Origin of the sequence: Sphingomonas citri (assembly GCF_019429485.1) — a bacterium.
Lineage (GTDB): Bacteria > Pseudomonadota > Alphaproteobacteria > Sphingomonadales > Sphingomonadaceae > Sphingomonas > Sphingomonas citri.
The window spans coordinates 472,286-496,326 of record NZ_JAHXZN010000002.1; the positions used below are offsets into that span (position 1 = coordinate 472,286).

The window sequence follows — 24,041 nt, forward strand, 5'->3', positions numbered from 1 at the left end:
CTCTCCAATATGCGCACGCTCGTCTCAGGCTCGCTGTGCGCCGGTGGTGCCGCCGCCGTCTGTGCGGCATGCGGTCGATGCGAGAGAGCTAACAGTTGCGAACCTGTCTGGCAACTGGCCTGACCAGATTGTAGGAAAAGGAGTGCTTAATTCCTCCCCGCCCTGAGGGGGGGCTTGTTACACCGTCCGCCGCGCCAAAGCGCGGCGGCGCTGGTCAGTCTCCTTGCGCGCGCGCTCCACCGCTTCGGTCTCGGTGACGTCGAGCAGATAGTCGATGACGCGGCTGAGATGGTCGCGCATGGCGTTGCGCGCGTCGATCGGCGAGCGCGCCTCCAGCGCGGCGAGAATACGGCCATGCTCGGCGAGCCGGCTCTCGGTGCGGAGGCTCCCCGCCTTCAGCAGCACCTCGCGCGCCAGTGGCGAGCGGAAGCGCATGTCCCAAAAGTCGGTCACCGCCGAGATGATCACGGCGTTGCCCGTCGCCTCGGCGATGGCGATGTGGAAGCGGCGGTCGGCGTCCTCCGCCACCTCGTCGCGCGCCATGTCGCTCAGCAGGCCGCGCAACTCGGCGAGCTGCTCGGCGTCGATCTCGGTCGCCGCCACCGCCGCCACCTCGCCCTCGAGCAGGCGGCGCGCCTCGGTGATCTCGAACGCGCCGATGTCGAGCTCCTGTTCGACGTGCGGCGTCGCGGCGGCGAGCACGAACACGCCCGAGCCCTTGCGCGCCTCCACCAGCCCCTGCATCTCGAGCGCGATCATCGCCTCGCGGATCGTCGGCCGGCTCACGCCGAACCGCTCGGTCAGGTCGCGCTCGGCCGGCAGCCGCGCGCCGACGGGATAGACGCCCGCGGCGATGTCGGCGACGATCGACTGCACGATCCTGCGGTACAATTTGCCGCCATGCTCGGCCACGCGCGTCAGCTCCTCAGCGCCGCGACGCGCCCGTTCCGCCGCTCCCGCATCGCGTGTTCCTCGACCTGACGGGCCGGCGCGTCAAGCCTTCTCGGCAGCTCGCCACGGCAAAATGTCTGACACTGGTCTTGCATGTGGCCCGACCACGTTCTACGCCTAGCTCCGAGAGTGCCGCCTCCGGTATGCCCGGCGAGTGGACACCCAAGCCATGATCGAGGGGAGAGACGGTGGTTCGCACACTCGCGTTGCTGGCGCTGACGGCATGGTCGTCGGCCACCCTCCCCGCCGTCGCGACGGCCCAGTCGGCGCCGGCGCGCAGCGCCGCCGCGCCATGGCAAGCCCTGATGCCCAAGCCCGGCCTCGCCGGCTGGCACCGCACCGGCGGCAACGCCACCTATGAAGTGGTCGGCGACGAGCTGGTCGGCCGCGCGGTGGTCGGCAAGGGCAACAGCTGGCTCGTCTCGGACCAGCTCTACGGCGACTTCATCGTCGAGTTCGACGCCAAGACCGACCCGACGCTCAACTCGGGCATGATGATCCGCGGCCAGAGCCGCCCCGATTACCGCAACGGCGTCGTCTTCGGCTATCAGGCCGAGATCGACCCCTCGTCGCGCGCGTGGAGCGCCGGCCTATACGACGAGCAGCGGCGCCAATGGCTCTACACGCTCGGGCGCAACGAGGCGGCGCGCAAGGCCTTCCGCTCGAGCGACTGGAACCATTATCGCGTGGAGGCGATCGGCAACCGGCTGCGCACCTTCGTCAACGGCGTGCCCGCCGCCGACATCGTCGACGACACCGACGCGCGCGGCTTCCTCGCCTTCCAGGTCCACGCGCTGCCCGACGACGTCGCCGCCAAGGGGCCAGAGGTGCGGTTCAAGGGCCTGCGCATCATCACGCAGGACCCGAAGCGCTACGCCATGCCCGAGAACAGCCTCGAGCAGCAGGGCTGGCAGTCGAACGCGCTCACCGCGGCCGAGCGCCGCGCCGGCTGGACCCTGCTGTGGGACGGGCGCTCGTCGAAAGGCTGGCGCGCGGCCAAGGGCGGCGGCTTCCCGGCGCACGGCTGGACCATGGCCAACGGTGTGCTGACGGTCGAGAAGAGCGCGACCGAGGCGGCGCGTGGCGGCGACATCGCTACGGCGGCGACCTACCAGGATTTCGAGCTGTCCGTCGACTTCCGCCTCTCCGAGGGCGCGAACAGCGGGATCAAATATCTGCTGCCGCCGGGGCCGAACGGCGGCGTGTCGAACGTCGGCTTCGAGTATCAGCTGCTCGACGATGCGCGCCACCCCGACGCCAAGATGGGGCGCGACGGCAACCGCACGCTCGCCTCGCTGTACGACCTGATCCCGGCGCGCAACCTCTCGGACCCGGACAGCCCGGGCAAGCGCGCCAACCCGCCGGGCGAGTGGAACCGCGCCACCGTGCTGGTGCGCGGCAACCACGTCGAGCACTGGCTCAACGGCTTCAAGGTGGTCGAGTATGAGCGCGGCTCGGCCGAGCTGAAGGCGCTGATCGCGCAGAGCAAGTTCGCGAAAGCCGCAGGCTTCGGCGAGACCGCGGACGGCGCCATCCTGCTGCAGGACCACGGCGACAAGGTCGACTTCCGCTCGATAAAGCTGCGCAGGTTCTGATGGTCGATCGATGACTTCTTCGAGTACCACCATCCCGGCGCACGCTCGGGTCCAGGTGGAAGACGACGGTGAGTCTCACCACGGCTTTCCCAACTGGGCCCCGGCGTTCGCGGGGCGGCGACCGAGCGCTAGGAACACAAGCACCCCAGGGGAGGCATCACGATGTTCGACCGTCGAACGATGATCAAGGGCGGCGCCGCGACGATCGGCGCGCTGGCGTTCACCGCCAAGAGCTACGCGCAAATCAAGGGCGCCAACGACCGCATCCGCGTCGGCATCGTCGGCGTCAACGGGCGCGGCCAGGCGCATATGAGCGCCTTCTCGAAACAGCCCAACGTCCAGGTGACGCACTTCGCGGACGTCGACTCTGACGTGCTCGCCAAGCGCGCCGCCGAATTCGCCGAGCGCTCCGGCACCAAGGTCAAGACCGTCGGCGACTATCGCAAGCTGCTCGACCGCAAGACCGTCGACGTCGTCACCGTCGCGACCCCGGATCACTGGCACGCCAAGGTCGCGATCGACGGCATGGACGCCGGGCGCAACGTCTATATCGAGAAGCCGATCGGCATCGCCCCCGCCGAGGGCGAGGCGCTGATCGCCACCCAGCAGCGCACCGGGCGCGTGCTCCAGGTCGGCAACCAGCAGCGCTCCAGCATCGAGACGCGCCAGCTGCTCGACCTGATCCGCGCCGGCGAGCTGGGCGACGTCTACGAGGCGCAGACCTGGTACGCCAACAACCGCAAGTCGATCGGCAAGGGCGAGGAGATCGCGCCCCCACCCAACCTCGACTGGAACATGTGGCAGGGGCCGCGCCCGCGCGGGCCGTATCGCTCCAACCTGGTCCATTATAACTGGCATTGGTTCTGGAAGTACGGCACCGGCGAGATCTGCAACAACGCGATGCACGAGCTGGACGTCGCGCGCTGGCTGATGGGCGTCACCTATCCCAAGACCGTGACCGCGCGCGGCGACCGCCGCTTCTTCCGCGGCGACGACTGGGAGATGTACGATACGCTCGCGCTGACGCTCGGCTATGACGACGGCCGCGTGATCCGCTGGGACGGCGAGAGCTGCAACGGCATGCTGCGCTACGGCCGCGGGCGCGGCACGCTGCTGCTCGGCACCAAGGGCTCCGCGGTGGTCGATCGCAACGGCTTCGAGCTGTACGACCTCGCCGGCAAGCAGGTGCGCGAGGTGAAGGCGGCGGCCTCGTCGGAGACCACCGGCACGGTCGGCGAGGGCGCGCTCGACGTGCTCCATGCCGCCAACTTCCTCGCGGTGGTGCGCGGGCAGGAGCAGGCGCTCCACTCACCGATCCAGGAGGGCCATATCAGCACGACATTGTGCCACCTCGGCAACATGGCCTATCGCACCGGCGGGTCGCTCACGGTCGACCCGGCGACCGGCAAGCCCAGCGAGGCGGCGGCGCAGAAGCTCTGGTCGGTCGACTATGAGCCCGGCTGGGAGGTCCGCGCCTGAGGTGACCGAGGTGGAGGCGAGCGTCGCGCGGTTCGCCGCGATGGGCACGCGGGTCGAGCTGCACCTGTTCGGCCGCGATGACCCGGACGCGCTCGCCGCCGCGCGCGCCGCTGTGGAGGCGGTGGAGGACTCGCTGACGGTGCGGCGCGAGTCGCCCGCGGCGGCGCTCAACCGAGTGTTGGCGAGGGGCGGCGAGACGGTGGTGGCGGACCCGCTGCTGTGGGAAGCACTGCTCGCCGTGGACGCGATGTGGCGCGCGACGGGTGGGCTGTTCGACCCGTGCGTGGGGGGTGACGTGCCTGCGCGCGGGTGGCGCGGTGCCGCTGCCAATCCCTTCAAACCTGTTCCCCGGCGGACGCCGGGGCCCAGTTGGGAAGGCTGTAGTGACTCGTGCGAGACGTCCCCCACCTGGACCCCGGCGTCCGCCGGGGTGGCACGTGAGGGGGAGGAGACGATCTTCCGCCAGCGTTCCACCAGCGGCGACATGGCCGGCGTCGCGTCGTCGTCACCTCCGCCTTCCCCACTGGATCCCGGCCTTCGCCGCTGGACAAGTGCGCATGGCGCCGACGATACTGCCCCCGTCCCCCGCTGGTCCGCGCTCCGCATCGATCGCGCCACCCGCCGCGTGGCCGCCACCCGCCCGCTCGCGCTCGACTTCGGCGGCTTCGGCAAGGGCTATGCGCTCGACCGCGCCGCCGCCGTCCTGCGCGCCGCGGGCGTCACCTCGGCCTTCCTCTCCGCCGGCGAGAGCTCGATCGCGGTGATCGGCGAGCACCCGCTCGGCGGCGGATGGCCACTCGCCATCCCGCATCCCGAGATCGACGGCGTCTGGCTGACCGAGCTCGAGCTCACCGACGCCTCGCTCTCGGTCTCCTCCACGGTCGGTGCCGGTGCCGCCAAGCCCGGCCGCGCCGCGATGGTGCGCCCCGCCGACGGCGCGATCGTCACCCGCGCCGCCACCGCCGTCGCGGTCGCAACCACCGGCGCCGAGGCCGAGGCGCTCAGCACCGCGCTCCTCGTCGCCGACGCGCCCGCGCTCGGCCATCTCCGCGCCGCGGCGCCCGATCGCCGCTTCCTCTTCTCCCATGACGCGCCGACGCGCGCCGACCGACCGATGGAACTCACCGCATGACCGACGACGATTTCGCGCTCTCGCGCCGCTCCTTCCTCGATCGCGTGCTGGTCGCCTCGGCGGGCGTCGGGATGAGCGTCGCCGCGCCCTGGACCGCGCTCGCCGCGGCGGAGCCCGCGAGCGGCCCGCGCGTGCGCCTCGGCGTGATCGGCACCGGCGACCGCGGCCGCGCGCTGATCCAGAACATCAACAAGACGCGCAACTGCACCGTCGCCGCGCTATGCGACCCGTTCGCGCCGCACATGGCCAAGGCGCGCGCGCTGGTGCCCGCCAACACGCCCGTCTTCACCGATCACCGCGCGATGCTCGACGCCAAGGGGATCGACGCGGTGGTGATCGCCACCCCGCTCGACCTGCACGCGCGCCAAACGATGGACGCGCTCGACGCGGGCTATCCGGTGTTCTGCGAGAAGGCGATGGCGCGCACGATCGCCGACTGCGGCGCGATGGTCACGCGCGCGCGCCAGCGCGGCAAGGTGCTCCAGATCGGTCACCAGCGGCTGTTCAACCCGACCTATCTCAACGCACTCAAGCGCGCCAAGTCGGGGGAGATTGGCACGATCACGCAGATCCGCGCGAGCTGGCACCGCAACCGCAGCTGGCGCCGCGACGTCCCCGCCGGCGGGCAGGAGCGCGAGATCAACTGGCGGCTGTACCGCGCGCGCTCGGCCGGGCTGATGACCGAGCTGGCGACGCACCAGCTCCAGGTCGCCAATTGGTTCATGGACGGGTTGCCGACGCGCGTTATGGGCTCGGGCAGCATCTGCTTCTGGAAGGACGGGCGCGAGGTCTACGACCAGGTCGCGCTGATCTACGATTACGCCGAGGGGCGGAAGGTGATCTATACCTCGATGCTCAACAACGCGCGCTACGGCTGCGAGGAGCAGATCCAGGGCAGCAAGGGCACGATCGAGCCCGAGCTCGGCCGCATCTACCAGGAGGTCCAGCCAGCCGCCGTCCCCGCGCTCGCCAAGATGCGCAAGGACGTCCAGGCCGGGCGCAAGAACACCGTGCCGATCGGCGGCGCCACCTGGTTCCCCGAGCTGCCCGTCACCACGCCGGGCGACTCGCTCGGCTGGGGCGAATATGACGAGACGATGCTCCAGTTCGAGGGCTTCGGCGAGGCGGTGCGCAGCGGCAAGGAGGTGCCCGGGCTGCTCGCCCAGGCCTATTACGCCAGCGTCGCCTCGCTGCTCGGCGAGCAGGCGATCGACACCGGCCGCGCGCTCGACTGGCCGACCGACCTCGTCACCGTCTGACCCTCCTTCTCCTGAGGACCTGTAGCCATGGACATGATCGATCGCCGTCTCCTGCTCGCCGGTGCCGGGCTCGTCGGCGCGGGCCTCGCCGGCGCGGCGGGGGCGCAGTCGACCTCGGCGGGCAACGGCGTCTCCGCCGAGGGCGCGCCGACCGGCCCCGACCCGAGCGCCAAGAACCGCCTGCGCTTCGCCGTCATCGGCCTCGACCACTCGCACATCTACGCCATCACCGATGCGCTGATCCGCGGCGGCGGAACGCTGGTTGCGGTGCACGCCGGCGACCCGAAGCAGCTCGTCCCCTTCCGCAAGCGCTACGGCGACGTGAAGGTGGCGCGTACCGAGGAGGAGATCCTCGCCGACAAGGCGATCCAGGTCGTCGCCAGCGCGTCCATCCCCAACCTCCGCGCGCCGCTCGGCGTGCGCGTGATGCGCGCGGGCAAGGACTTCCTGTCGGACAAGCCCGGCATCACCAGCCTGGACCAGCTCGGCGAGGTGCGCCGCACGATCGCGCAGACCAAACGCAAGTTCGCGATCATGTACTCGGAGCGGCTCGAGGTGCGCGCCGCGGTCAAGGCCGGCGAGCTGGTCCATGCCGGCGCGATCGGCCGCGTGGTGCAGACGATCAACATCGCGCCACACCGCGTCAGCGCGCCGAGCCGCCCCGAGTGGTTCTGGGACGTCAAATATTACGGCGGCATCCTCACCGACATCGGCAGCCATCAGGCCGACCAGTTCGTCTTCTACACCGGCTCGACCGAGGCCTCGGTGGTGGCGTCGCAGGTCGGCAATTTCGCGACGCCGCAGCATCCCCGGTTCCAGGACTTCGGCGACATGATGCTGACCGGCAACGGCGGCGCGGGCTATGTCCGGGTCGACTGGTACACGCCCGATGGGCTGCCGACCTGGGGCGACGGGCGCGTTTTCATCCTCGGCACCGAGGGCTATATCGAGCTGCGCAAGTACGTCGACATCGAGGGTCGGCCGGGCGGCAACCACCTGTTCCTCGCGGACAAGAAGGGCACGCGCTACATGGATTGCAGCAAGGTGCCGCTGCCGTTCGGGCCGCAGTTCGTCACCGACGTGGTCGAGCGCAGCGAAGTGGCGCAGAACCAGGCGCAGGCGCTGCTCGCCGCCGAGCTGGTGCTGACCGCGCAGGACAAGGCGCGCACGCTCTCGGGCGCGCGGCCGCCGGTGCAGGGCGGCTGAGCGGGGGGCGCTAGCGGGTCACGACATCATTCCTCCCCGCTCGCGGGGAGGCGTACCATGCGCAGCATGGTGGAGGGGGTTCTCCACGCAGCGCAGCACTCGCGGAGCCCCCTCCACCACGCCCCTCGGGCGCGGTGCCCCCTCGCCGTGCCGGGGAGGATCTAGCTCCCGCCCCGCTTACGCCGCCTTCGGCAGTGACGCCGGCAGCAGCGCCGGCTCCCCCGCCGGCATCGCCACCGGCGCCTCGCCTGCGTCGACGCTGCCGGTGCGCTCGAGCTTGCCCCAGCCCACCTTGGGCCCGGTCAGCGCGGCATAGGTCGCGCGCAGCACCACCGCGTAGAGGATCTGGCGGTACCCGAAACGCTGCAGCAGCAGCCGCAGCGCGGGAAAGCCTGCCTCGCGGCGGTCCAGCCGGAAGGCGATCCAGCCGCAGGCGAGATCGATCGCGGTGAACGCGAGCCAGAACGCCGCCACCGTCGCCGCGTCGCCGCCCGCCGCGTCCCAGCCGCGGTCATACACCCGCCATGCGGTGCCGCCCACGCCGGCGACCAGCCCTAGGTCGATCAGCGGCGCCACCAAGGTGAAGCCGAACTGGAACAGCAGCGCTTGCGGCAGGCCGATCCAGGCGAGCCCGCGCGGCCGCCCGCGCCCGATCAGCGCGCGGTGCTTCCACAGGCACTGCAGCGTGCCGAAGGCCCAGCGGAAGCGCTGCTTGAACAGAGCGCGCACCGTCTCGGGCGCCTCGGTCCACGCCACCGCGTCATTGTCGCAGGCGACGCGCCAGCCGGCGCGCTGCACCGCGATGGTGAGGTCCTGGTCCTCCGCCAGCGTGTCCTCGGGATAGCCGCCGACCTCGTCCAGCGCGACACGCCGCCACGCCCCGACCGCGCCCGGCACCACCGTCACTGCCCCCAGCGCGGCGAGTGCACGACGCTCGAGCTGTTGCGCCGTGACATATTCCAGCGCCTGCCAGCGCGTGATCAGGTTGACGGGGTTGCCGACCTTGGCGCAGCCCGCCACCGCGCCGATCGCGGGGTCGGCGAACCAGCGCGTTAGCTTCGCGATCGTGTCGGCTTCGAACTGGGTGTCGGCGTCGAGCGCGATCACCACGTCGCCGCGCGCCTGCGCCAGCGCGGTGTTGAGCGCGCGCGCCTTGCCGCCGTTGCTCAGCGTCAGCAGCCGCACGCGCGGGTCGATCGCGAAGGCGGCGCGCACCACGTCGGAGGTGCCGTCGGTCGAACCGTCGTCGATCACGATCACCTCGACGCGCACGCCCTCGCTGGCGAGGATACGTCGCACCGACGATACGATCACGCGCGCCTCGTTGAAGGCGGGGATCAGCACCGAGACGAAGCCGGGCACGCGATGCGGCGCCGGCACGGGCACGGCGTCGCGGCGGCGCCACAGCGCCAGCGCGGTGAGCGACAGCGAACGCGCGATGCCCAGCGCGATCGCGACCGCGAACAGCCAGCCGAGCGAGTCGCGCAGCCAGGCCGCACCGTCGAAGAGCGTCCGCGCGCCCGCGGCGCGCACGCCGGTGCCGGCGGCGAGCCGCGGCATGACCATCTCGCGGGAGAGGCCGGCGAGCGTCGAGACGGGCACCAGCTCGTAGCCGCGCGCGCGCAGCCCGCGGATGATCGCGGGCAGCGCGGCGAGCGTGTGGGTGCGATCGCCGCCGGAGTCGTGCAGCAGGACGATCTGGGCGGGATGCTCCGCGGTGCCGGCCGCGACGCCGGCGATGACGCGGCGCGCGATCGTCGCGGCGTCGGGCTTCTCCCAGTCGAGCGGGTCGACGTTCAGACCCACGGTCAGGTAGCCGAGCCGCGACGCGACGCGGCTGGCATGAAGCTCGTCGCGCCGATCGGGGTCGGCGTCACCGAGGAAGGGCGGGCGGAACAGCGTCATCGCGCGCCCGGTGTAAGCCTCGACCAGCCGCTCGGTGGCGCGCAGCTCTAGGGCGATGTCGGCCTCGGATCGGCGGCCGAGATTGGCGTGGGTGGTGGAGTGGTTGCCCAGCTCGCTTCCCTCGGCGACGATGCGGCGCAGCAGCGGCCCCTGCCCCAGCGCGTTGGCGCCGGTGATGAAGAAGGTCGCGGGCGCGCGCTCGCGGCGGAGCACGTCGAGCAACCGCGGGGTCCAGCGCGGGTCGGGGCCGTCGTCGAAGGTCAGCGCGACCAGCCGGCGCCGCGCACCGGTGCGCTCGACCACGTCGGGTCCGGGCAGCCGCCCCCAGCGCTCGTCGCGGATCAGCCCGTCGCGGGCGACGAAGCCGCGCTCCCCCGGCGACGCCGCGGCGGCGAGGCGGAGCAGCTCGCCCTTGCCCTCGACAGCGACCGTATCTTGCGCGGGCAGCGTCTCGCGCGCGGGCAGCGCACGGCCCGCGAGCAGCGGCCACACCGCCGGATCCTCGCTGCCGAGCCGCCACAGCGCCACACCCGCGGCGCCGGTACGGCGCACCGCGGCGAGCTGGTTCGCCGCACTGGCGGCGTCGAGCAGCCACACGTCGTGCTTGGCCGCGCCGAGCTGATAGGAGAAATGGCTGTTGCCGCTGACGGGATCGAAGACGGGCGCGGTACCGGCGCGCCGTGCGATCGCCCAGGCGTCGGCGACCGAGCGCGGCTCGGTGCTGTGCCCCGCCCAGTCGTAGGCATAGCTGCCGATCGCGACGATTGCCTTGCCCGCGCCGGCGCGCGCCACCGCCTGCGCGACCACGCGCGCGAACCACGGCTGCGACGCGATCGGCCCGGCCTCGCCGCCCATCCAATGCTCGTCATAGGCCATCAGCACGACCCGGTCGGCGGCACGCGCGTAGGCGGCGAGGTCCCAGTCCGGGTCGGCGACCGGTGCGGCGAGCATCACCACCCAGCCGCGCGGGGCGAAGCGCGCACGCAGATCGCCGAGGAAGCGGAGATAATCGGGATGCGCTGAAGCGGGCAGGCTCTCGAGATCGAGCATCACGCCCGCGCCGCGCTGCTGCGCCACCAGCGTCTCCAGGTGCGCGGCGAAGGCGCGACGCGCGCCCCCGTCGGCCAGCAGCGCGGCGGTGGCGGCACCGTCCCACTGGCCGTCGGCACGCGCATTCTGCACCATCGGCAGCAGGCGCGGCCGGTGCTTCGCTCGCGCGAGCAACGGGGCGAGCGTCGCGTCGCCCTCGACGGTGAGGCGGTGATCCGCGCCGGTGACGGTGGCGACGCCGGGGACGAGCCAGTCGAGCCCGCCGAGATGTGCCGCGAGCGAGGCGCGCGAGGGCGCGTCCCACGGCATGTAGAAGCCCATCGTCTCGCGCTTCAGCGCGGCGCCCGTCGCGGTGGGCAGCCACGCGCCGGGGGCGCTCGCGACGCTCGCCGGAGCGAGCGCGCGCGGCGTCGTGCCCCCGTCGGCGAAGCGCGGCGCGACGCGGTCGAGCGGCTGCACCAGCAGCGCTATCAGCAGCGCGAGCGCGGCGAGCGGCACCAGCGCCGCGAGCGCCAGGGTCGCGCGAACGCGGCGCCCGCGTCGCCCGCTGGCATCGTAGAAGATGGACACGCTCGCTGTGGCTCCCGGTAGGTCGGGGCGCCGCCTAGCGAATCAGGGTAAACAACGGGTTGCGACGTGGAGGCGCATCGGCCGTATCGGGTGAGCGCTCGCAGCCAGAACCTTGGTAGCGCGATCTCTGGCAACCCTAGCGTTAGTGTAACGCGAGAGGCTTAATCGCATCGCCATCCGTCCTCCCGCGTCAGCCCCATTGCCCTGTCTCGTCATCCCGGACTTGGTTCGGGATCCAGCCTTCCACGAACGCCGACGCCGCTGCTCGTGCAGAGGAGTGGATCGCGGAACAAGTCCGGCATGACGACAAGATGACGACAAGAGGTGGTCGAGCCCAGCGAGGGACGGCTTCCGCTACCCCCGCCCCGCCTCGACCGTGCTGCTGATCGATCGCTCGGGCTGGGGCGAGAGCGTGCGGACGATCGTCTCGAACCGCCCTCCTGACACGCGGATCTCGTTGAACGCCGGTGGAGTCGCGCGCGTGCGCTTGGACAGCGTGCCCGCGCCGATCAGCCGCAGCGTCCAGCCGCCGCGCTCATACGGCACGTCGAACGGATCGTGCACGTGCCCCGACAGCACCGCATGCACCCCCGCTTCGGCGAGCGCCTCCAGCGCGGCGTCACCGTTCCGGGTCTTCGCGGTACCCTTGGTGCCGCCCTCGATCAGCGGATGGTGGCCGGCGACGAAGATGAGATGATCCTTGGGCGCCTCCCGCACCAGCGCCAAGGCGCGGCGCAGCGAGCCGCGGCTCACCCGGCCCTTTGACCAGTTCCAGCGCCACTGCGCGCGCGCGGTGGTCTTGAGCGGCACGACGGTGATGCCTGCGACATCGAGCGGCTTCTCGATCATCCGCTCCACCGCAGCGTAGCGCGAGTATGGCGAGAACAGCCGGCGGATCGGATCCCAATAATAAGGGATGTCGTGGTTGCCGACCTCGAGCGTCACCGGCACGCCGAGGCTGCGCAGCCACGCGCCGCCCGCCTCGAATTCGCCGGGCGTGGCGCGCATCGTCAGGTCGCCGGTCATGATCACCGCGTCGGGCTTCTCCGCGGCGACGAGGTCGCGGAACCACGCCACCGCCTCCGGGTCCTCCGCGCCGAAATGGACGTCGCTCACGTGAAACAACTTGGTCATGCGTCGCCCTTGTTCGTCAGAAGGATAGGACGCGAGCGCGCGCGCACGGTTCCGCCGCGCCTCACACCCGCACCGGCTGGGCGATCCGTCCGTCCGCGCCGAACACGCGCAGGTAGCGCTCGATCTCGGCCGGTGCGCCGGTCGCCTTGGCGGGGTTGTCGCTGAGCTTCACCGCGGGGTGGCCGTCCGCCTCGGTCACCTTGCACACCAGCGAGATCGGCTCGAGCCCGCCCGCGCCATCGGGGTCGCAGCCGCGGAAGTCGTTGGTGAGGTTGGTGCCCCAGCCGAAGCTCATCCGCACCCGGCCGTGGAAGTGGCGGTAGACGCGCTCGATCGAGTCGACGTCCATCCCGTCCGAGAAGATCAGCAGCTTGGTGCGCGGGTCGCGGCCGTGCTTCTGCCACCAGCGGATGATCTGCTCGCCCGCCTCGATCGGCGGCGCGCTGTCCGGACGGAAGCCGGTCCAGTCCGCCACCCAGTCGGGCGCGGCGCGCAGGAACGCCGCGGTGCCATAGGCGTCGGGCAAAGCGATCAGCAGGTTGCCGCCGTAATGCCCCCGCCACTGTTCGAGCACACGATAGGGCGCGCCCGCCAGATCGGCGTCGTCGCGCGACAGCGCCGCCTCCACCATCGGCAGCTCGTGTGCGTTGGTGCCGATCGCCTCAAGGTCGGCGTCCATCGCCAGCAGCACGTTCGAGGTGCCGATGAAGCGATCGCCCAACCCCTCCTTGAGCGCCTCGACGCACCAGCGCTGCCACAGGAAGCCGTGGCGGCGGCGCGTGCCGAAGTCGGAGATGACGAGCTCGGGCAGCTGGCGCAGCCGCTCGACCTTGTCCCACAATTTCGCCTTGCCGCGCGCGTAGAGCACGTCGAGCGCGAAGCGGTCGTGGTCGCGCGTCGCGGCGCGCGAGCGCAGCTCGTTGATGATCGCGAGCGCCGGGATCTCCCACATCGTCGTCTCGCACCAGAGCCCGGCGAAGGTCAGCTCATACTGGCCGGCGACTCGGCGCAGCTCGTACTCGGGCAGGCGAAAGTCGGCGAGCCAGGCGAGGAAGTCGGGTGCGAACATCCGCGCCTCGCCGTAGAAGCTGTTGCCCGCCAGCCAGATCAGCTCCTTCTTGGCGAAGCGCACCGTGCGCGCGTGGTCGAGCTGGGCGCGCAGCTCGGCCTCGTCGATCACCTCGGCGAGGCGGACTGTCTTCGTGCGGTTGATCAGCGCGAAGGTTGCGCGCGTCTCCGGGTGGAGGCGGCGGATCATTTGCAGCATCAACAGCTTGTAAAAGTCGGTGTCGAGCAGGCTGCGGACGATCGGGTCGAGCCGGAAGCTGTGGTTGTAGGTCCGCGTCGCGATGTCGGTGACGGTGGTCATGCCGGGGGGCATAAGCGGTGCACGCGCGGGGATGAAGGGGGTGGCGGCGAAGGCGAGTTCGCAGACCACCGATCGCGGTCGCTGGACGCCGCGGCGCCGCCCGCCATCCCGGACTTGTTCCGGGATCCAGCCTTCCGCGTACGCCGACGCCGCCGCTCTCGCGGAGGAGTGGATCCCGGAACAAGTCCGGGATGACGGGGAGTAACGGGACGACCGGGAGTAGCGAGCGGCGTGGGTCGTCGGCGCCCACCTCTCCGCCCCTCTCACCCCCCGAAGGAGCGTCCCCCGCCCCAGCCACCGCTCGACCGCGCCGAGACGCGCCCGCCGAAGCCGCCGCGCGACACCACCGAGCTGCGCGTCTGGATCCGCTGCGTCGTCACCGGCGCGGTCACCGCGCGCGAGCCGACCTGGTAGGAATAGCCGCGCCCACCATAGCCGCCGCCGTACAGCCAGGCGCCGCCCGGCGTGTAATAGCGGTCGTCGCGCCCGCTGCGGTACAGGCCCGAGTAGCGGTAGCCCGGCCCGTTCAGCAGGCGCCCGATCATGAAGCCGGTCAGCAGCGGCACGAAGAAGCTTTGCCCGCCCTCGTTGCGGACGAGGCATTTGCCCGCGCCGAACTGGTCCTCGCACACGTCTCGGTCGGCGAAGCGCGGCGCGGTCTTGCTGTCCTCGGCCGCGGCGTTGCGGGCGGCCTCCTCGCACGTCACCTGCGCGAAGGCGCCGCTGGCCTTGCACTCGTCGACGTTGTTGAAGGCAGCGACCTCGGTGGGCGCGCCGTAGCGCTCGCGCGAGACCTGCTCGTCGCTCGGCTGCGGGTCGCAGGCGGAGAGCATTGCCAGCGCGCTCGCGGCGGAGAGACCCGCGGCGGCGGAGCGCAGGCGGCGGCGCGGAACGGTCGATTCGGTCATGGCGACCTCAATAGGTCATGCTGGCGGCGTTGAGCAGCCCGACCGAGATCGACGTCGCCGCGGCATAGACGCCGCTGGCGACATTGCCCTCCTCCAACCGCCGCGCCATGTCGCGCACCACCAGGCGGCGCACCACCAGGCTGGCGAGCACCTGGATCGCGCCGGCGAGCACCGCCCAGGCGACGAACTCGATCGGGTCGGTGGTCTCGCTCAGCGCCGAGGCGAGCGGCAGCGCGAAGCCGACGATCGCGCCGCCGAAGGCGAGCGCGGCGGCGACGTTACCCTGCGCCACCAGCGCGCGCTCGTCATAGGGCGTGGATTTCTGGTAGATCGCCTTGAACAGCGCGAGCAGTACGCAGGCCAGCCCGAACGCGAGCAGGAAATGGCCCACGCCGGCGAGATAGGCGGGAATGTCGAGCGTCACGATGGCGTCTCCCGGGTCAGTGGCGGGGCGGGTGGTCAGGTGAGGTCAGCGCGAGGGAGCGTCACTCAATCTACGTTCGTGCTGAGGAGGCACTGAGCGAAGTCGAGGTGCCGTCTCGAAGCACCGTCGCGAGGGTCGTGGCAGTGCTTCGAGACGAGGCTTCGACAGGCTCAGCCTCTCCTCAGCACGAACGGTGGCTGTTCGCGCGCTCGGTCGGCCGGCCGTCGGCGCCCTCCCTCCGCTCACGCGCTGAACTCCGCCGGCGACAGCGGCAACCCCACCATCAGGTCGTGCGTGGTATCGCCGCCCTCGGGGCTGGTGGCGACCGCGAGCAGCAGCTCCTGCCCCTCGGGCGCGAGGTCGCGCGCGTAGAGCATGCATTGCTGGCGGATGTGCTTCATCGGCGCGCCGTCACGCTCATAGTAGAGCGCCTCCCACAATTGCACCGGCGGCTGGACACGGTCGTCTCCCTCGTACCAATAGCGGCGGAACGGCGGCAGCCCGCCCTCGACCCACTCGGGCCTGGTCATGCGCTCGCGGAAGGCGGCATCGTCCCAGCCGCCGCTGGCGTAGGTCGACGACCACGGGCGGAACAGCGTGAAATCGTCGGCATCGCTGCCGTCCGCCTGCTGGCTCACCGCCTGGAGCATCAGCTCGTCGTCGGTGTAGAAGCGGTGCACATAGCCGCCGTCGTCGAGCTTGATCAGCCCCTGCGCGGTGATCTCGAGCGTATCGCGGTCGAGCGTGAACACGCCGCCGCTCAGCCGTCGCCACGCCAGTGGGTCGAGCCGCACCATCCGCCCGATCGTAATGTCGCGCACCACCGCCACGCTGGGTCGCGCCGCCTCGTCGCGCCCGCCGCCGAAGAGGCTGCCGAAGATCATGCCGTCACCCGTCGCGCCTTTCCTTGCCTCCGGGTGCGGGCTAATGCGGGGGGTGTCAACAGGCGTGAACGGCAGGAGCAGCGATCGGTGAGCGACACGGCGCGGGTATGGACGATCGGTCGGCTGGCGGACGCGCTCGGCGCGCACCGCGAGGAACTGAGCGTCGAGCGAATCGAGTCGGCCGAGCCGGTGCTGCGCGTGACGATGCACGACCACGGCGACCTCGCGGTGTTCGTCAGCTGCGCGGGCGAGCAGATCGTCGTCTCCACCCTGCTGTGGCCGGTCGACGAGCAGCCCGAGGCGGAGAAGTTCAACCGCTTCCTGCTCAAGGCGCAGAAGCTGGTGCCGCTGTCCAACTTCGCGATCACCGAGCTGGACGGGCGCGAATATTACGAGCTGATCGGCGAGCTCTCGATCGAGTCGAGCGAGCGCGAGATCCTGATCGAGCTGCGCGTGCTGGCGCAGAACGCGCTGGACGCCGCGGCCGACCTGCGCGACGCCTTCGCCGCCGCCTGACCCTCATTCCCTCAAGGACCGATCCGTCATGTCGATGTGGAAGCAGTTCGTCACCCTGGTGCGCGGCACCGCGCACGAGGCGGGGCAGTCGGTGGTCGACGCGCGCGCGCTGACGATCCTCGACCAGCAGATCCGCGACGCCGGCGCGGCGCAGGCCAAGGCGCGCGACGACCTCGCCACGCTCACCGCCAAGCGTCGCCTGATCGAGAAGGACATCGAGGCGCTCGCCGCGCAGCAGGAGAAATATGAGGCGTCGGCGCGCGCGGCGATGGCGCGCGGCGACATGGACCTGGCGCGCGAGGTGGCGCAGCGGCTGGCGGGAATCGAGCAGGAGCTCGGCGGCAAGCGCCCGCAGGTGGAGGAGATGCGCACCGCCGAGGACCGGATGCGCGGCATCATCAAGTCGGGCGACGGCAAGATCGAGTCGCTGCGCCGCGAGGTCGACGTGGTGCGCGCCAACGAGAGCGTGCAGCAGGCGCAGGCGGCGATCGCCGCCAACACCAGCGGCGCCTCGTCGCAGCTCGGCTCGGCGGCGGACAGCCTCAAGCGGCTCAAGGAGCGCCAGGCGGTGCGCGAGGAGAAGTTCCGCGCCGCGGCCGAGCTGGAGGACATGCGCACCGGCGCCGACCTCGACGCCAAGCTCCAGGCCGCCGGGCTGCTGCCGGGCTCGAGCAGCGCCGACGACATCCTCGCGCGGCTGGCGGCGCCGAAGGACGGCGGCGCGCCGCTGCGGCTCGACGACCGCAGCCGCGACACGTCGCGCGACTGAGCGGGCGGCGGCGGGTGGAGCGGATCGTCGGCGGCGAGCGTCCCGGATGGGAGGAGATCGCGCGCGCGATGGGCTTCACCTTCCACCATCTCGACGGCCAGCGTTACTGGGACGAGCGTGCTTATTACCGTTTCTCGCTCGACGAGATCGAGGAGCGGATCGAGGCGCCCTCTGGCGAGCTGCACCAGCTCTGCCTCGCCCTGGTCGAGGAAGTGGTGGCGAGCGACTCGCTGATGCAGCGACTCGCCATCCCGGCCGAGATGCGCGACATGGTGGCGGCGTCGTGGCGCGCCAAGGCGCCGTCGCTCTACGGCCGGTTCGACTTCGCCTATGACGGCACCGGCCCGGCCAAGCTGCTGGAGTATAACGCCGACACGCCGACCAGCCTGTACGAGACCGCGCTGTTCCAATGGCAATGGCTCGAGGACCGTGTCGCCGACGGCACGCTGCCGGCCGAGGCCGACCAGTATAACCGCCTCCACGACGCGCTGCTGGAACGGTTCGCGACTCTGTTCACGCCGCGCAGCCTCGTCCATTTCAGCAGCGTGCCGGACTCGATCGAGGACCGGCAGACGGTGCGCTACCTCGAGGAGGTCGCGCGCCAGGCCGGGCTCGACCCGCAGTTCGTCGCGATCGACCGGATCGGGGTCGACGCCGAGGGTGCCTTCGTCGACGACGAGTCGCTGCTGATCGGCGCCCTGTTCAAGCTCTACCCGTGGGAGGACATGCTGCGCGAGCCCTATGCCGCGCAGCTGCCGACGACGAAGACCTTGTTCCTCGAGCCGGCGTGGAAGGCGCTGCTGTCGAACAAGGGTATCCTGCCCCTGCTGTGGGAGCGCCACTGCGGCCACCCCAATCTGCTCCCCGCCGCCTTCGCCGACGACGCCGCGGGCATCGCCGCGATCGGCCCGCGCCACGTCCGCAAGCCGTTGTTCTCGCGCGAGGGCTGGGACATCGCCCTGGTCGACGTCGGGGACGGCGTCGCGGCCGCGCCGCTGGCGGGCGGCTATGGCGAGGAGGGGCATATCGTCCAGGCCTATCATCCGCTGCCGGTGTTCGACGGCCAGCACGCGGTGGTGGGATCGTGGATCGTCGGCGACGAGCCCGTGGCGCTGTCGATGCGCGAGGACGACGGCCCGATCACGCGCGACCTCGCCCGCTACGTGCCGCACGCCATCGTGTGACTCGGTCGTATGGCGCCGGTGTGGGGTGCGATCGCGGCGGCATGGCTCCACTATCCGCCAGCGTCATCCTGAGCTCGTTCAGGATCCACCGTGCCGCACCTTCACAGCAGGAGGGTGTTTCGGGACCGTGGATCCTGAAACGAGTTCGGGATGACGGAGAGGTGATGGGGCGGCCTATGCCAGCAACGGGGTCGAGCCTTCCCGCCCGCCACCATTCGCCCCGCCCTTCCCACCACCCGCTCGGCCGATCGCGCGTGAGTTTCGCCTTCCCCCCGCCTAAGAAGGAGTGGCCGGGTAACGAGGACGCGATGAAGCTGCTGATCGTCGAGGACGACGAAGATTACGCCGCGGCGCTGCGCGAGGATCTCGTCGCGCTCGACCATCAGGTGACCGTCGCCGACAATGGCCGCGACGCGCTGCTCGCGCTGGAGCGCGACCGCTACGACGCGGTGATCCTCGATCGCATGCTGCCGCAGGTGGACGGCGCGGCGGTGGTGCGCCTCGCGCGCGAACGCGGACAGACACTGCCCGTGCTGATGCTCTCCGCGCTCGGTCGATCGGTCGAGAAGGTCGACGGGCTGGAGGCGGGCGCGGACGATTACGTCGTCAAGCCAACGCCCGCCAGCGAGATCGAGGCGCGGCTGCGCGCGCTGCTGCGCGCGCGCGGCTGGCAGCAGCAGGGCGGCGAGGGCGACACGCTGCGCGCGGGTGACATCGTCGTCAGCCCCGGCCAGCACCGCGCCTGGCGCAACGGCCGCGCGCTCGACCTCGCCAAGCTCGAGTTCGGCCTGCTCGCCGAGCTCGCGCGCCACGCCGGCAGCTATCTGACCCGCGCGATGCTGATCGAGCGCGTCTGGGGCTACGACTTCGAGCCCAGCACCAACATCGTCGACGTCCAGGTGCGCTCGCTGCGGCGCAAGTTGTGCGCGCCCGGCGAGACCGACCCGATCGTCACCAAACGCAGCGTCGGCTATATGCTGCGCGCCTGAGCATGTCGTCGCTGCGCGCGCTGACGCTGTTCTTCCTCGCCGCCTTCGCCGCGGCGGCGGTGCTCGCGGGCTATCTCACCTATGCCGCGTCGCGCGCCGCGGTGGTGAGCGCGGTCGACCGGCGCATCGAAGAAGTCGGCGACGCGATGCTGAGCGCGGTGGCACCGGGTGACTCGCGCGCGATCCTGCGCCGCATCGACGCTTTCTCCCGCCGCCGCGACACCGGCGACATCGGCTTCGAGCTGGAGGACTCGCGCGGGCGCCGGATCGGCGGCAACGTCGTGCTGGAGCGCGCGGTGCCACTCGGCTTCACCACGCTGATGCGGCGCGACGGCATCGTCGGGCTGAGCGCCGGTCGCGCGCAGGCGCGCGACGCGGGCGGCGGGCTGCGGCTGATCACGATCGCGGAGACCGAGCCGATCGACGGCTATGGCCCGACGCGCGTGCGGCTCTATCTGATCGGCTTCGGCGCGCTGCTCGCGGTGGTGCTCGCGGGCACCGCCAGCTTCGGCTGGATCGTCCGTCGCCGTATCGGCGAGGTGCGCGCCACCGCCGCGGCGATCATCGACGGCGATCTCAACCGGCGCGTCCCCGTGCCGGCGCGCGGCGGCGCCTTCGCCGCCCAGGCCGAGGCGTTCAACCGCGCGCTCGATCGCATCGCCGCGCTGGTCGAGCAGCTTCGCGGCGTCAGCAGCGACGTGGCGCACGACCTGCGCACGCCGCTTGCACGGTTGCGCGCGCGACTGGCGCGGCTCGCCGAGCGGCCGAGCGTGTCCGGCGAGGAGCTCGAGGCGGTACTGGCGGCGTGCGACGACGTGCTCGCGCTATTCGGCGCGATCCTGCGCATCGCCGAGGTAACCGCGGGTGAGCGCCGCGCCGGCTTCCGCCCGGTCGACCTCGCCGCGCTGGCCGAGCAGGCGTGCGAGACGCTCGCCGCGGCCGCGTCGGAGCGCGGCCAGCGGCTGAGCGGTGGCCCGTTCGCACCGCTGACGGCGCGCGGCGACCCGCAGTTGCTGAGCCAGGCATTGCTCAACCTGATCGAGAACGCGCTCCACCACACGCCGGCGGGGACGAGCGTGGCGGTGACGCTGGCGCGCGAAGGGAGGATGGCAGCGCTGCGCGTGCGCGACGACGGACCGGGGATACCGGCCGAGGCCCGCGCGCTGGCGCTGCGCCGCTTCGGTCGGCTGGAGACCAGCCGGCATCGGTCCGGCCATGGGCTGGGGTTGCCGCTGGTCGAGGCGGTGGCGCGGCTCCACGGCGGAACGCTGACCCTCGCCGACGCCGCGCCGGGGCTGGACGCGATGATGACGCTGCGGGTGGAGGAGGCGTAGGCGCGAGGGGGCTGGCGGTGTGGCTCAGGCGGATCAGCGGCACGCTGGTGCGCGATCGATAGTGCTGCCCCTCGGCCGGCGTCATCCTGAGCTCGTCTCAGGATCCACTGTGCCGCACACGCGAAGCAGGTGGGTGCGCGGAAGGGTGGATCCTGAAACGAGTTCGGGATGACGGCATTGCGTGAGGGAGAGTCAGGGCTAGCGCGCCCCGTAGGCGAGCCGCCCCGCCCCTCGGCTTAGAAGTTCAGCAGCGCTTCCAGTCCGAACGTCCGCGGCGCGTTGAAATTGCCGTAGTCGCCCAGCACGTTGTTGATGTTGCCCGCGCTCACGCTGCTGGTCGGCGCCGCCGGTAGGCTGTTCGACGGATCGCGGCGATAGACGTACTGCTCGTCGAACAGGTTGCGGCCCCACAGCGCGACCTCGAGCTTCTGCTTGCCCTCGCCCAGTGCGATGTCCGCCAGCGCGATCCGCCCGTTGAAGATCAGCGAGGCGTCGGCGCGCGTGGCGAACTGGTCGAAGGCCTGTGTCGACTGGGCATAATTGCCGTCGAAGTGGACGCGGAAGATGGTGCTTCCCTCGCCCACGGGCACGCGATAGTCGATCGCGCCGCTGGCGGTGTTGCGCGGCGTGAAGACGATGTAGAAGTTCTGCGCGACGCTGCTCGTCAGCCCGCCCGCGGTATAGTTGATCAGCACCGGCGGGATCCTGGTATAGGTGTAGGCATAGGATCCGTTGAGCGTCAGCCCCTCCACCGGGTTGAGCGTCAGATCCGCCTCGAAGCCCCTGATCTTGGTCGTGCCCGGCGCGTTGATCGTCACCAGATTGTTGAAGTTGCTGCCGTTGAACGGCTGAATCGAGCTGATGTCGACCTGGCTGTCCTTGCGGTCCATGATATAGCCCGCGAGGTTCAATCGGGCGCGATGGTCCCAGAAGTCGGACTTGAGGCCGATCTCATAGGACTTGATGTCCTCCGGCCCGAACGACTGGTAATTGGCCGTGCGCGAGCTGGCGCCGCCGGCGCGATAGCCAGTGGCGTATTTGGCATAGGCGTGGACGTCCTGGGTGACGTCGACCGCGACGGTGAACGCCGGGTTGAAGCGGTTCCAGGTGCGATCGAGCGGTTGGTAACCCGCCGCGCTGGCCGCCGCGGTGTTCACGTCATAGTTCACGTTGCGCGAGTAATGCAGCACGCCGCGCTTGGTGTCGTGCGTGTAGCGCCCGCCCGCGGTGAGGTGGAGCACGTCGAGCGGGTTCCAGGTGATCTGGCCGTAGCCGGCGTAGCTCTTCGACCAGACCTCCGAGGCGCGATCGATCGAGCGGCAGCCCGGCTGCGAGCCGAAGCCGCTCGAGCCGCGGCAGGGATCGAGGATGACGTAATTGGCGCCGGTCACCTGGCCGGCAGCGTTGAGCACCGCGACCGCGCCGTTCGAGTTGGGCGTCGCCGCGTCGTCGGTGACGTGCTCGTTGAAATAGTAGAGGCCGGCGACATAGTCGAAGCGGTCGATCGTGCCGACCGCCTGGAACTCCTGGCTGAACTGGTTCTGGTGCAGGTCGGCGAGGCTATAGCGGCTGAAGCCGCACGGCGCCGCGGCGGTGCAGGCGGCGGTGAGGTTCACCACCGGCACGCGGTGCGCGCCGCCCGAATTGTCCCATTGCGTCGCGTTGACGCCGCGCCACGCCGTGATCGAGCGCAGCTCCACCTCGGGCGAGGCCTTGTACTTGAGCAGATTGGTGAAGCCGTGCGTCTGGTCGACGCTGGGCTGCTGCGGCACGCCGATGTCGGCCGTCTTCATGCGGCTGGTGCCGTCGACCACCACGCCCGGCAGCAGCGGCTTCACCGTGCCGGTGAGCGAGCTGTAGCTGGTACCCGGCAGCACGCAATTGGGTGCGTTGCTCACCGGCCCGGCGGTGCAGCCGTTCGGGTTGTAGTTGAGCAGCTGGCTGTAGAAGGGCGAATTCTTGTCGAGCCCATAATCGTAGGAAAAGTCGTTGGTCAGCCCCTCGAACGGCTTCCAGCGTGCGGCGATGCGGCCGCCACGGCGGTCGTAATAGTTGAAGCCGGTCTGACCCGCGAGCGGGTTCTTGGTGGTCGGCCCCTGGTACTGGACGACGCCGTCCACCTTGACGCTGACGTTATGGTATTCGGGCAAGTCTAGGTGGAGTTCGCCGGTGTAGGCGCCGTAATTGCCGATGCCCGCGCGCACCCGCCCCTCGAACTCGCCCGACGGTGCCCGGGTGACGATGTTGAGCGCGCCGCCCTCGGTGTTGCGCCCGAACAGCGTGCCCTGCGGACCTTTGAGCACCTCGACCCGCTCGACGTCGAACAGCGCGGCGTTGAGGCCGTGCTGGCGGCCGAGATAGACGCCGTCGATATAGATGCCGACGCCCTGCTCGCGCGCGGGCTGGTTGGCATCCAGCGGGACGATGCCGCGGATGCCGACCGTGAGCGCCGACTGGCGCGCCTCGAAGGTGGCGACGCGCAGCGAGGGCACCGCGCCGTCGGCGAGGTCGTACAGGCTCTGCACGTGGCGGTCCTGCAGCGCCTGGGTGCTCAGCACGTTGATCGCGACCGGGGTCGATTGCAGGTTGGTCTCGCGCCGCGTCGCGGTGACCACCACCTCGTCGAGCCCGCCGGGCTGCGCCGCATCGGGAGCGGCGGCGTCGGGCGCGGCGGTCGGGTCGGCGGCGGCGATGGGCGCGGCCCCGCCGGGCGCGGCGAACGCATGGCCTGGAAAGGCGAGCGCGGCGATGCCCGCGAGCAGATGCAGGCGGCGACGCGATAGATACGACATGGACTTCAACCCCTCTACGGCACATTGGCCTGTGCGGGGCCGATAGGAGGGTTGCGCGGCGCTACCGTTACGGTTCGGTGACGCACGGCGACTTCTTCATCTCATCTTATTTTCATCTTTCGTCATCTGGGACATTCGTCACTCTACTTGGAGCGGTCTTTCGCCGCCGCCCGGACGGCGTCGCACCGCGCGGCGAAGCGGGCTCCGTCCCCGGCGGCAGCGGGGCGTCACGCAGCCGCTGCCCCAGCCGCTCGAACGCGGCGGTGGACTCCACCGCCACGTCGATCGCCGCCTCCAGCGCGCGATAGGCCGCGAGCACCTCGCGCCCGTCGTCGGTCAGCCGCGCCCCGCCGCCGCCGCCGCGCCCGGTCGCGACCAGGCGATCGTGCCAGCAGCGGTTCATCTCATCGACCAGCAGCCAGGTGCGGCGATAGCTCATCCCCAGCGCGCGCCCTGCCGCCGAGATCGATCCGTGCGCGTCGATCGCGTCGAGCAGGTCGGCCTTGCCCGGTCCGAACGCGATCGAGTCGCCGCAGAGCAGCTGCGCCTTCAGCTTGAGCGGGCCGTGCCGCACGCGCGCGAGGGGGAGCG

At 70.9% G+C, this 24,041-nt stretch carries 19 protein-coding genes; 10 read left to right on the forward strand and 9 right to left on the reverse strand.

Annotation, left to right across the window (positions count from 1 at the left end):
* Positions 1–177: 177 nt before the first annotated feature.
* Positions 178–912 (reverse strand): FadR/GntR family transcriptional regulator, encoded by a 735-nt coding sequence (locus KZ820_RS10260; protein WP_219748505.1) that lies wholly within the window; start codon positions 910–912, stop codon positions 178–180.
* 227 nt (positions 913–1,139) lie between these two features.
* Here KZ820_RS10260 and KZ820_RS10265 point away from each other — a divergent pair, with 227 nt between their 5' ends.
* From KZ820_RS10265 to KZ820_RS10285, 5 genes are all read left to right on the forward strand, one after another.
* On the forward strand, positions 1,140–2,546 hold the full coding sequence (locus KZ820_RS10265) for a 3-keto-disaccharide hydrolase (protein ID WP_308462187.1): 1,407 nt from the start codon (positions 1,140–1,142) through the stop codon (positions 2,544–2,546).
* A gap of 162 nt (positions 2,547–2,708) precedes the next feature.
* Entirely contained in the window at positions 2,709–4,025 is a 1,317-nt protein-coding gene (locus KZ820_RS10270; RefSeq protein ID WP_219748506.1) for a Gfo/Idh/MocA family protein, read from the forward strand.
* Between the two features lies 1 nt (position 4,026).
* Positions 4,027–5,157, forward strand: coding sequence for an FAD:protein FMN transferase (locus KZ820_RS10275; protein WP_219748507.1), 1,131 nt, complete (start codon positions 4,027–4,029; stop codon positions 5,155–5,157).
* Positions 5,154–6,416 carry a Gfo/Idh/MocA family protein gene (locus KZ820_RS10280; protein ID WP_219748508.1) on the forward strand — a complete coding sequence of 421 codons (1,263 nt, stop codon included), beginning with the start codon at positions 5,154–5,156 and terminating at the stop codon, positions 6,414–6,416. The genes KZ820_RS10275 and KZ820_RS10280 overlap by 4 nt, the downstream gene beginning before the upstream one ends.
* A gap of 27 nt (positions 6,417–6,443) precedes the next feature.
* Positions 6,444–7,622, forward strand: coding sequence for a Gfo/Idh/MocA family protein (locus tag KZ820_RS10285; RefSeq protein ID WP_219748509.1), 1,179 nt, complete (start codon positions 6,444–6,446; stop codon positions 7,620–7,622).
* 177 nt (positions 7,623–7,799) lie between these two features.
* Here KZ820_RS10285 and KZ820_RS10290 read toward each other — a convergent pair whose 3' ends face one another.
* The 6 genes from KZ820_RS10290 to KZ820_RS10315 all read right to left on the reverse strand — a co-directional run bounded on the left by KZ820_RS10290 (position 7,800) and on the right by KZ820_RS10315 (position 15,866).
* On the reverse strand, positions 7,800–11,147 hold the full coding sequence (locus KZ820_RS10290) for a trifunctional glycoside hydrolase family 18/polysaccharide deacetylase/glycosyltransferase family 2 protein (protein ID WP_219748510.1): 3,348 nt from the start codon (positions 11,145–11,147) through the stop codon (positions 7,800–7,802).
* Positions 11,148–11,501: 354 nt separating this feature from the next.
* Entirely contained in the window at positions 11,502–12,281 is a 780-nt protein-coding gene (locus KZ820_RS10295; protein ID WP_219748511.1) for a metallophosphoesterase family protein, read from the reverse strand.
* 61 nt (positions 12,282–12,342) lie between these two features.
* On the reverse strand, positions 12,343–13,650 hold the full coding sequence (gene pncB, locus KZ820_RS10300; protein WP_219748512.1) for a nicotinate phosphoribosyltransferase: 1,308 nt from the start codon (positions 13,648–13,650) through the stop codon (positions 12,343–12,345).
* A gap of 263 nt (positions 13,651–13,913) precedes the next feature.
* Positions 13,914–14,558, reverse strand: a complete 645-nt coding sequence (locus KZ820_RS10305; RefSeq protein ID WP_219748513.1) for a DUF1190 domain-containing protein — start codon at positions 14,556–14,558, stop codon at positions 13,914–13,916.
* 7 nt (positions 14,559–14,565) lie between these two features.
* Positions 14,566–14,982 (reverse strand): DUF350 domain-containing protein, encoded by a 417-nt coding sequence (locus KZ820_RS10310; protein WP_308462188.1) that lies wholly within the window; start codon positions 14,980–14,982, stop codon positions 14,566–14,568.
* 242 nt (positions 14,983–15,224) lie between these two features.
* Positions 15,225–15,866: a DUF2491 family protein gene (locus KZ820_RS10315; RefSeq protein ID WP_219748514.1), complete on the reverse strand. Its 642-nt coding sequence runs from the start codon at positions 15,864–15,866 to the stop codon at positions 15,225–15,227.
* 87 nt (positions 15,867–15,953) lie between these two features.
* Between KZ820_RS10315 and KZ820_RS10320 the strand changes: the two genes are divergently transcribed.
* The 5 genes from KZ820_RS10320 (at position 15,954) to KZ820_RS10340 (ending at position 20,658) form a co-directional block, all read left to right on the forward strand.
* A complete protein-coding gene (locus tag KZ820_RS10320) occupies positions 15,954–16,382 on the forward strand; it encodes a YjfI family protein (RefSeq protein WP_219748515.1) in 429 nt (142 codons plus the stop codon).
* Positions 16,383–16,410: 28 nt separating this feature from the next.
* Positions 16,411–17,151, forward strand: coding sequence for a PspA/IM30 family protein (locus KZ820_RS10325; protein ID WP_219748516.1), 741 nt, complete (start codon positions 16,411–16,413; stop codon positions 17,149–17,151).
* A 14-nt stretch (positions 17,152–17,165) separates the two neighbouring features.
* On the forward strand, positions 17,166–18,335 hold the full coding sequence (locus tag KZ820_RS10330) for a glutathionylspermidine synthase family protein (protein WP_308462189.1): 1,170 nt from the start codon (positions 17,166–17,168) through the stop codon (positions 18,333–18,335).
* A 308-nt stretch (positions 18,336–18,643) separates the two neighbouring features.
* A complete protein-coding gene (locus tag KZ820_RS10335; RefSeq protein ID WP_219748517.1) occupies positions 18,644–19,324 on the forward strand; it encodes a response regulator transcription factor in 681 nt (226 codons plus the stop codon).
* Positions 19,325–19,326: 2 nt separating this feature from the next.
* Positions 19,327–20,658 carry a sensor histidine kinase gene (locus tag KZ820_RS10340; protein ID WP_219748518.1) on the forward strand — a complete coding sequence of 444 codons (1,332 nt, stop codon included), beginning with the start codon at positions 19,327–19,329 and terminating at the stop codon, positions 20,656–20,658.
* A gap of 236 nt (positions 20,659–20,894) precedes the next feature.
* Here KZ820_RS10340 and KZ820_RS10345 read toward each other — a convergent pair whose 3' ends face one another.
* Positions 20,895–23,450 (reverse strand): TonB-dependent receptor, encoded by a 2,556-nt coding sequence (locus KZ820_RS10345; protein WP_219748519.1) that lies wholly within the window; start codon positions 23,448–23,450, stop codon positions 20,895–20,897.
* Positions 23,451–23,562: 112 nt separating this feature from the next.
* The gene (locus KZ820_RS22310; RefSeq protein ID WP_219748520.1) at positions 23,563–24,024 is read right to left on the reverse strand and encodes a winged helix-turn-helix domain-containing protein; all 462 of its coding nucleotides are present in this window, start codon (positions 24,022–24,024) and stop codon (positions 23,563–23,565) included.
* Positions 24,025–24,041: the final 17 nt, after the last annotated feature.

Excerpts from the sequence above, each read along its gene's own strand:
- KZ820_RS10280 (WP_219748508.1), top strand. The coding sequence starts at position 5,154 with ATGACCGACGACGATTTCGCGCTCTCGCGCCGCTCCTTCCTCGATCGC.
- pncB (WP_219748512.1), bottom strand. The coding sequence starts at position 13,650 with ATGACCACCGTCACCGACATCGCGACGCGGACCTACAACCACAGCTTC.
- KZ820_RS10340 (WP_219748518.1), top strand. The coding sequence starts at position 19,327 with ATGTCGTCGCTGCGCGCGCTGACGCTGTTCTTCCTCGCCGCCTTCGCC.
- KZ820_RS10345 (WP_219748519.1), bottom strand. The coding sequence starts at position 23,450 with ATGTCGTATCTATCGCGTCGCCGCCTGCATCTGCTCGCGGGCATCGCC.
- KZ820_RS10305 (WP_219748513.1), bottom strand. The coding sequence starts at position 14,558 with ATGACCGAATCGACCGTTCCGCGCCGCCGCCTGCGCTCCGCCGCCGCG.
- KZ820_RS10335 (WP_219748517.1), top strand. The coding sequence starts at position 18,644 with ATGAAGCTGCTGATCGTCGAGGACGACGAAGATTACGCCGCGGCGCTG.
- KZ820_RS10285 (WP_219748509.1), top strand. The coding sequence starts at position 6,444 with ATGGACATGATCGATCGCCGTCTCCTGCTCGCCGGTGCCGGGCTCGTC.
- KZ820_RS10315 (WP_219748514.1), bottom strand. The coding sequence starts at position 15,866 with ATGATCTTCGGCAGCCTCTTCGGCGGCGGGCGCGACGAGGCGGCGCGA.
- KZ820_RS10325 (WP_219748516.1), top strand. The coding sequence starts at position 16,411 with ATGTCGATGTGGAAGCAGTTCGTCACCCTGGTGCGCGGCACCGCGCAC.
- KZ820_RS10295 (WP_219748511.1), bottom strand. The coding sequence starts at position 12,281 with ATGACCAAGTTGTTTCACGTGAGCGACGTCCATTTCGGCGCGGAGGAC.
- KZ820_RS10270 (WP_219748506.1), top strand. The coding sequence starts at position 2,709 with ATGTTCGACCGTCGAACGATGATCAAGGGCGGCGCCGCGACGATCGGC.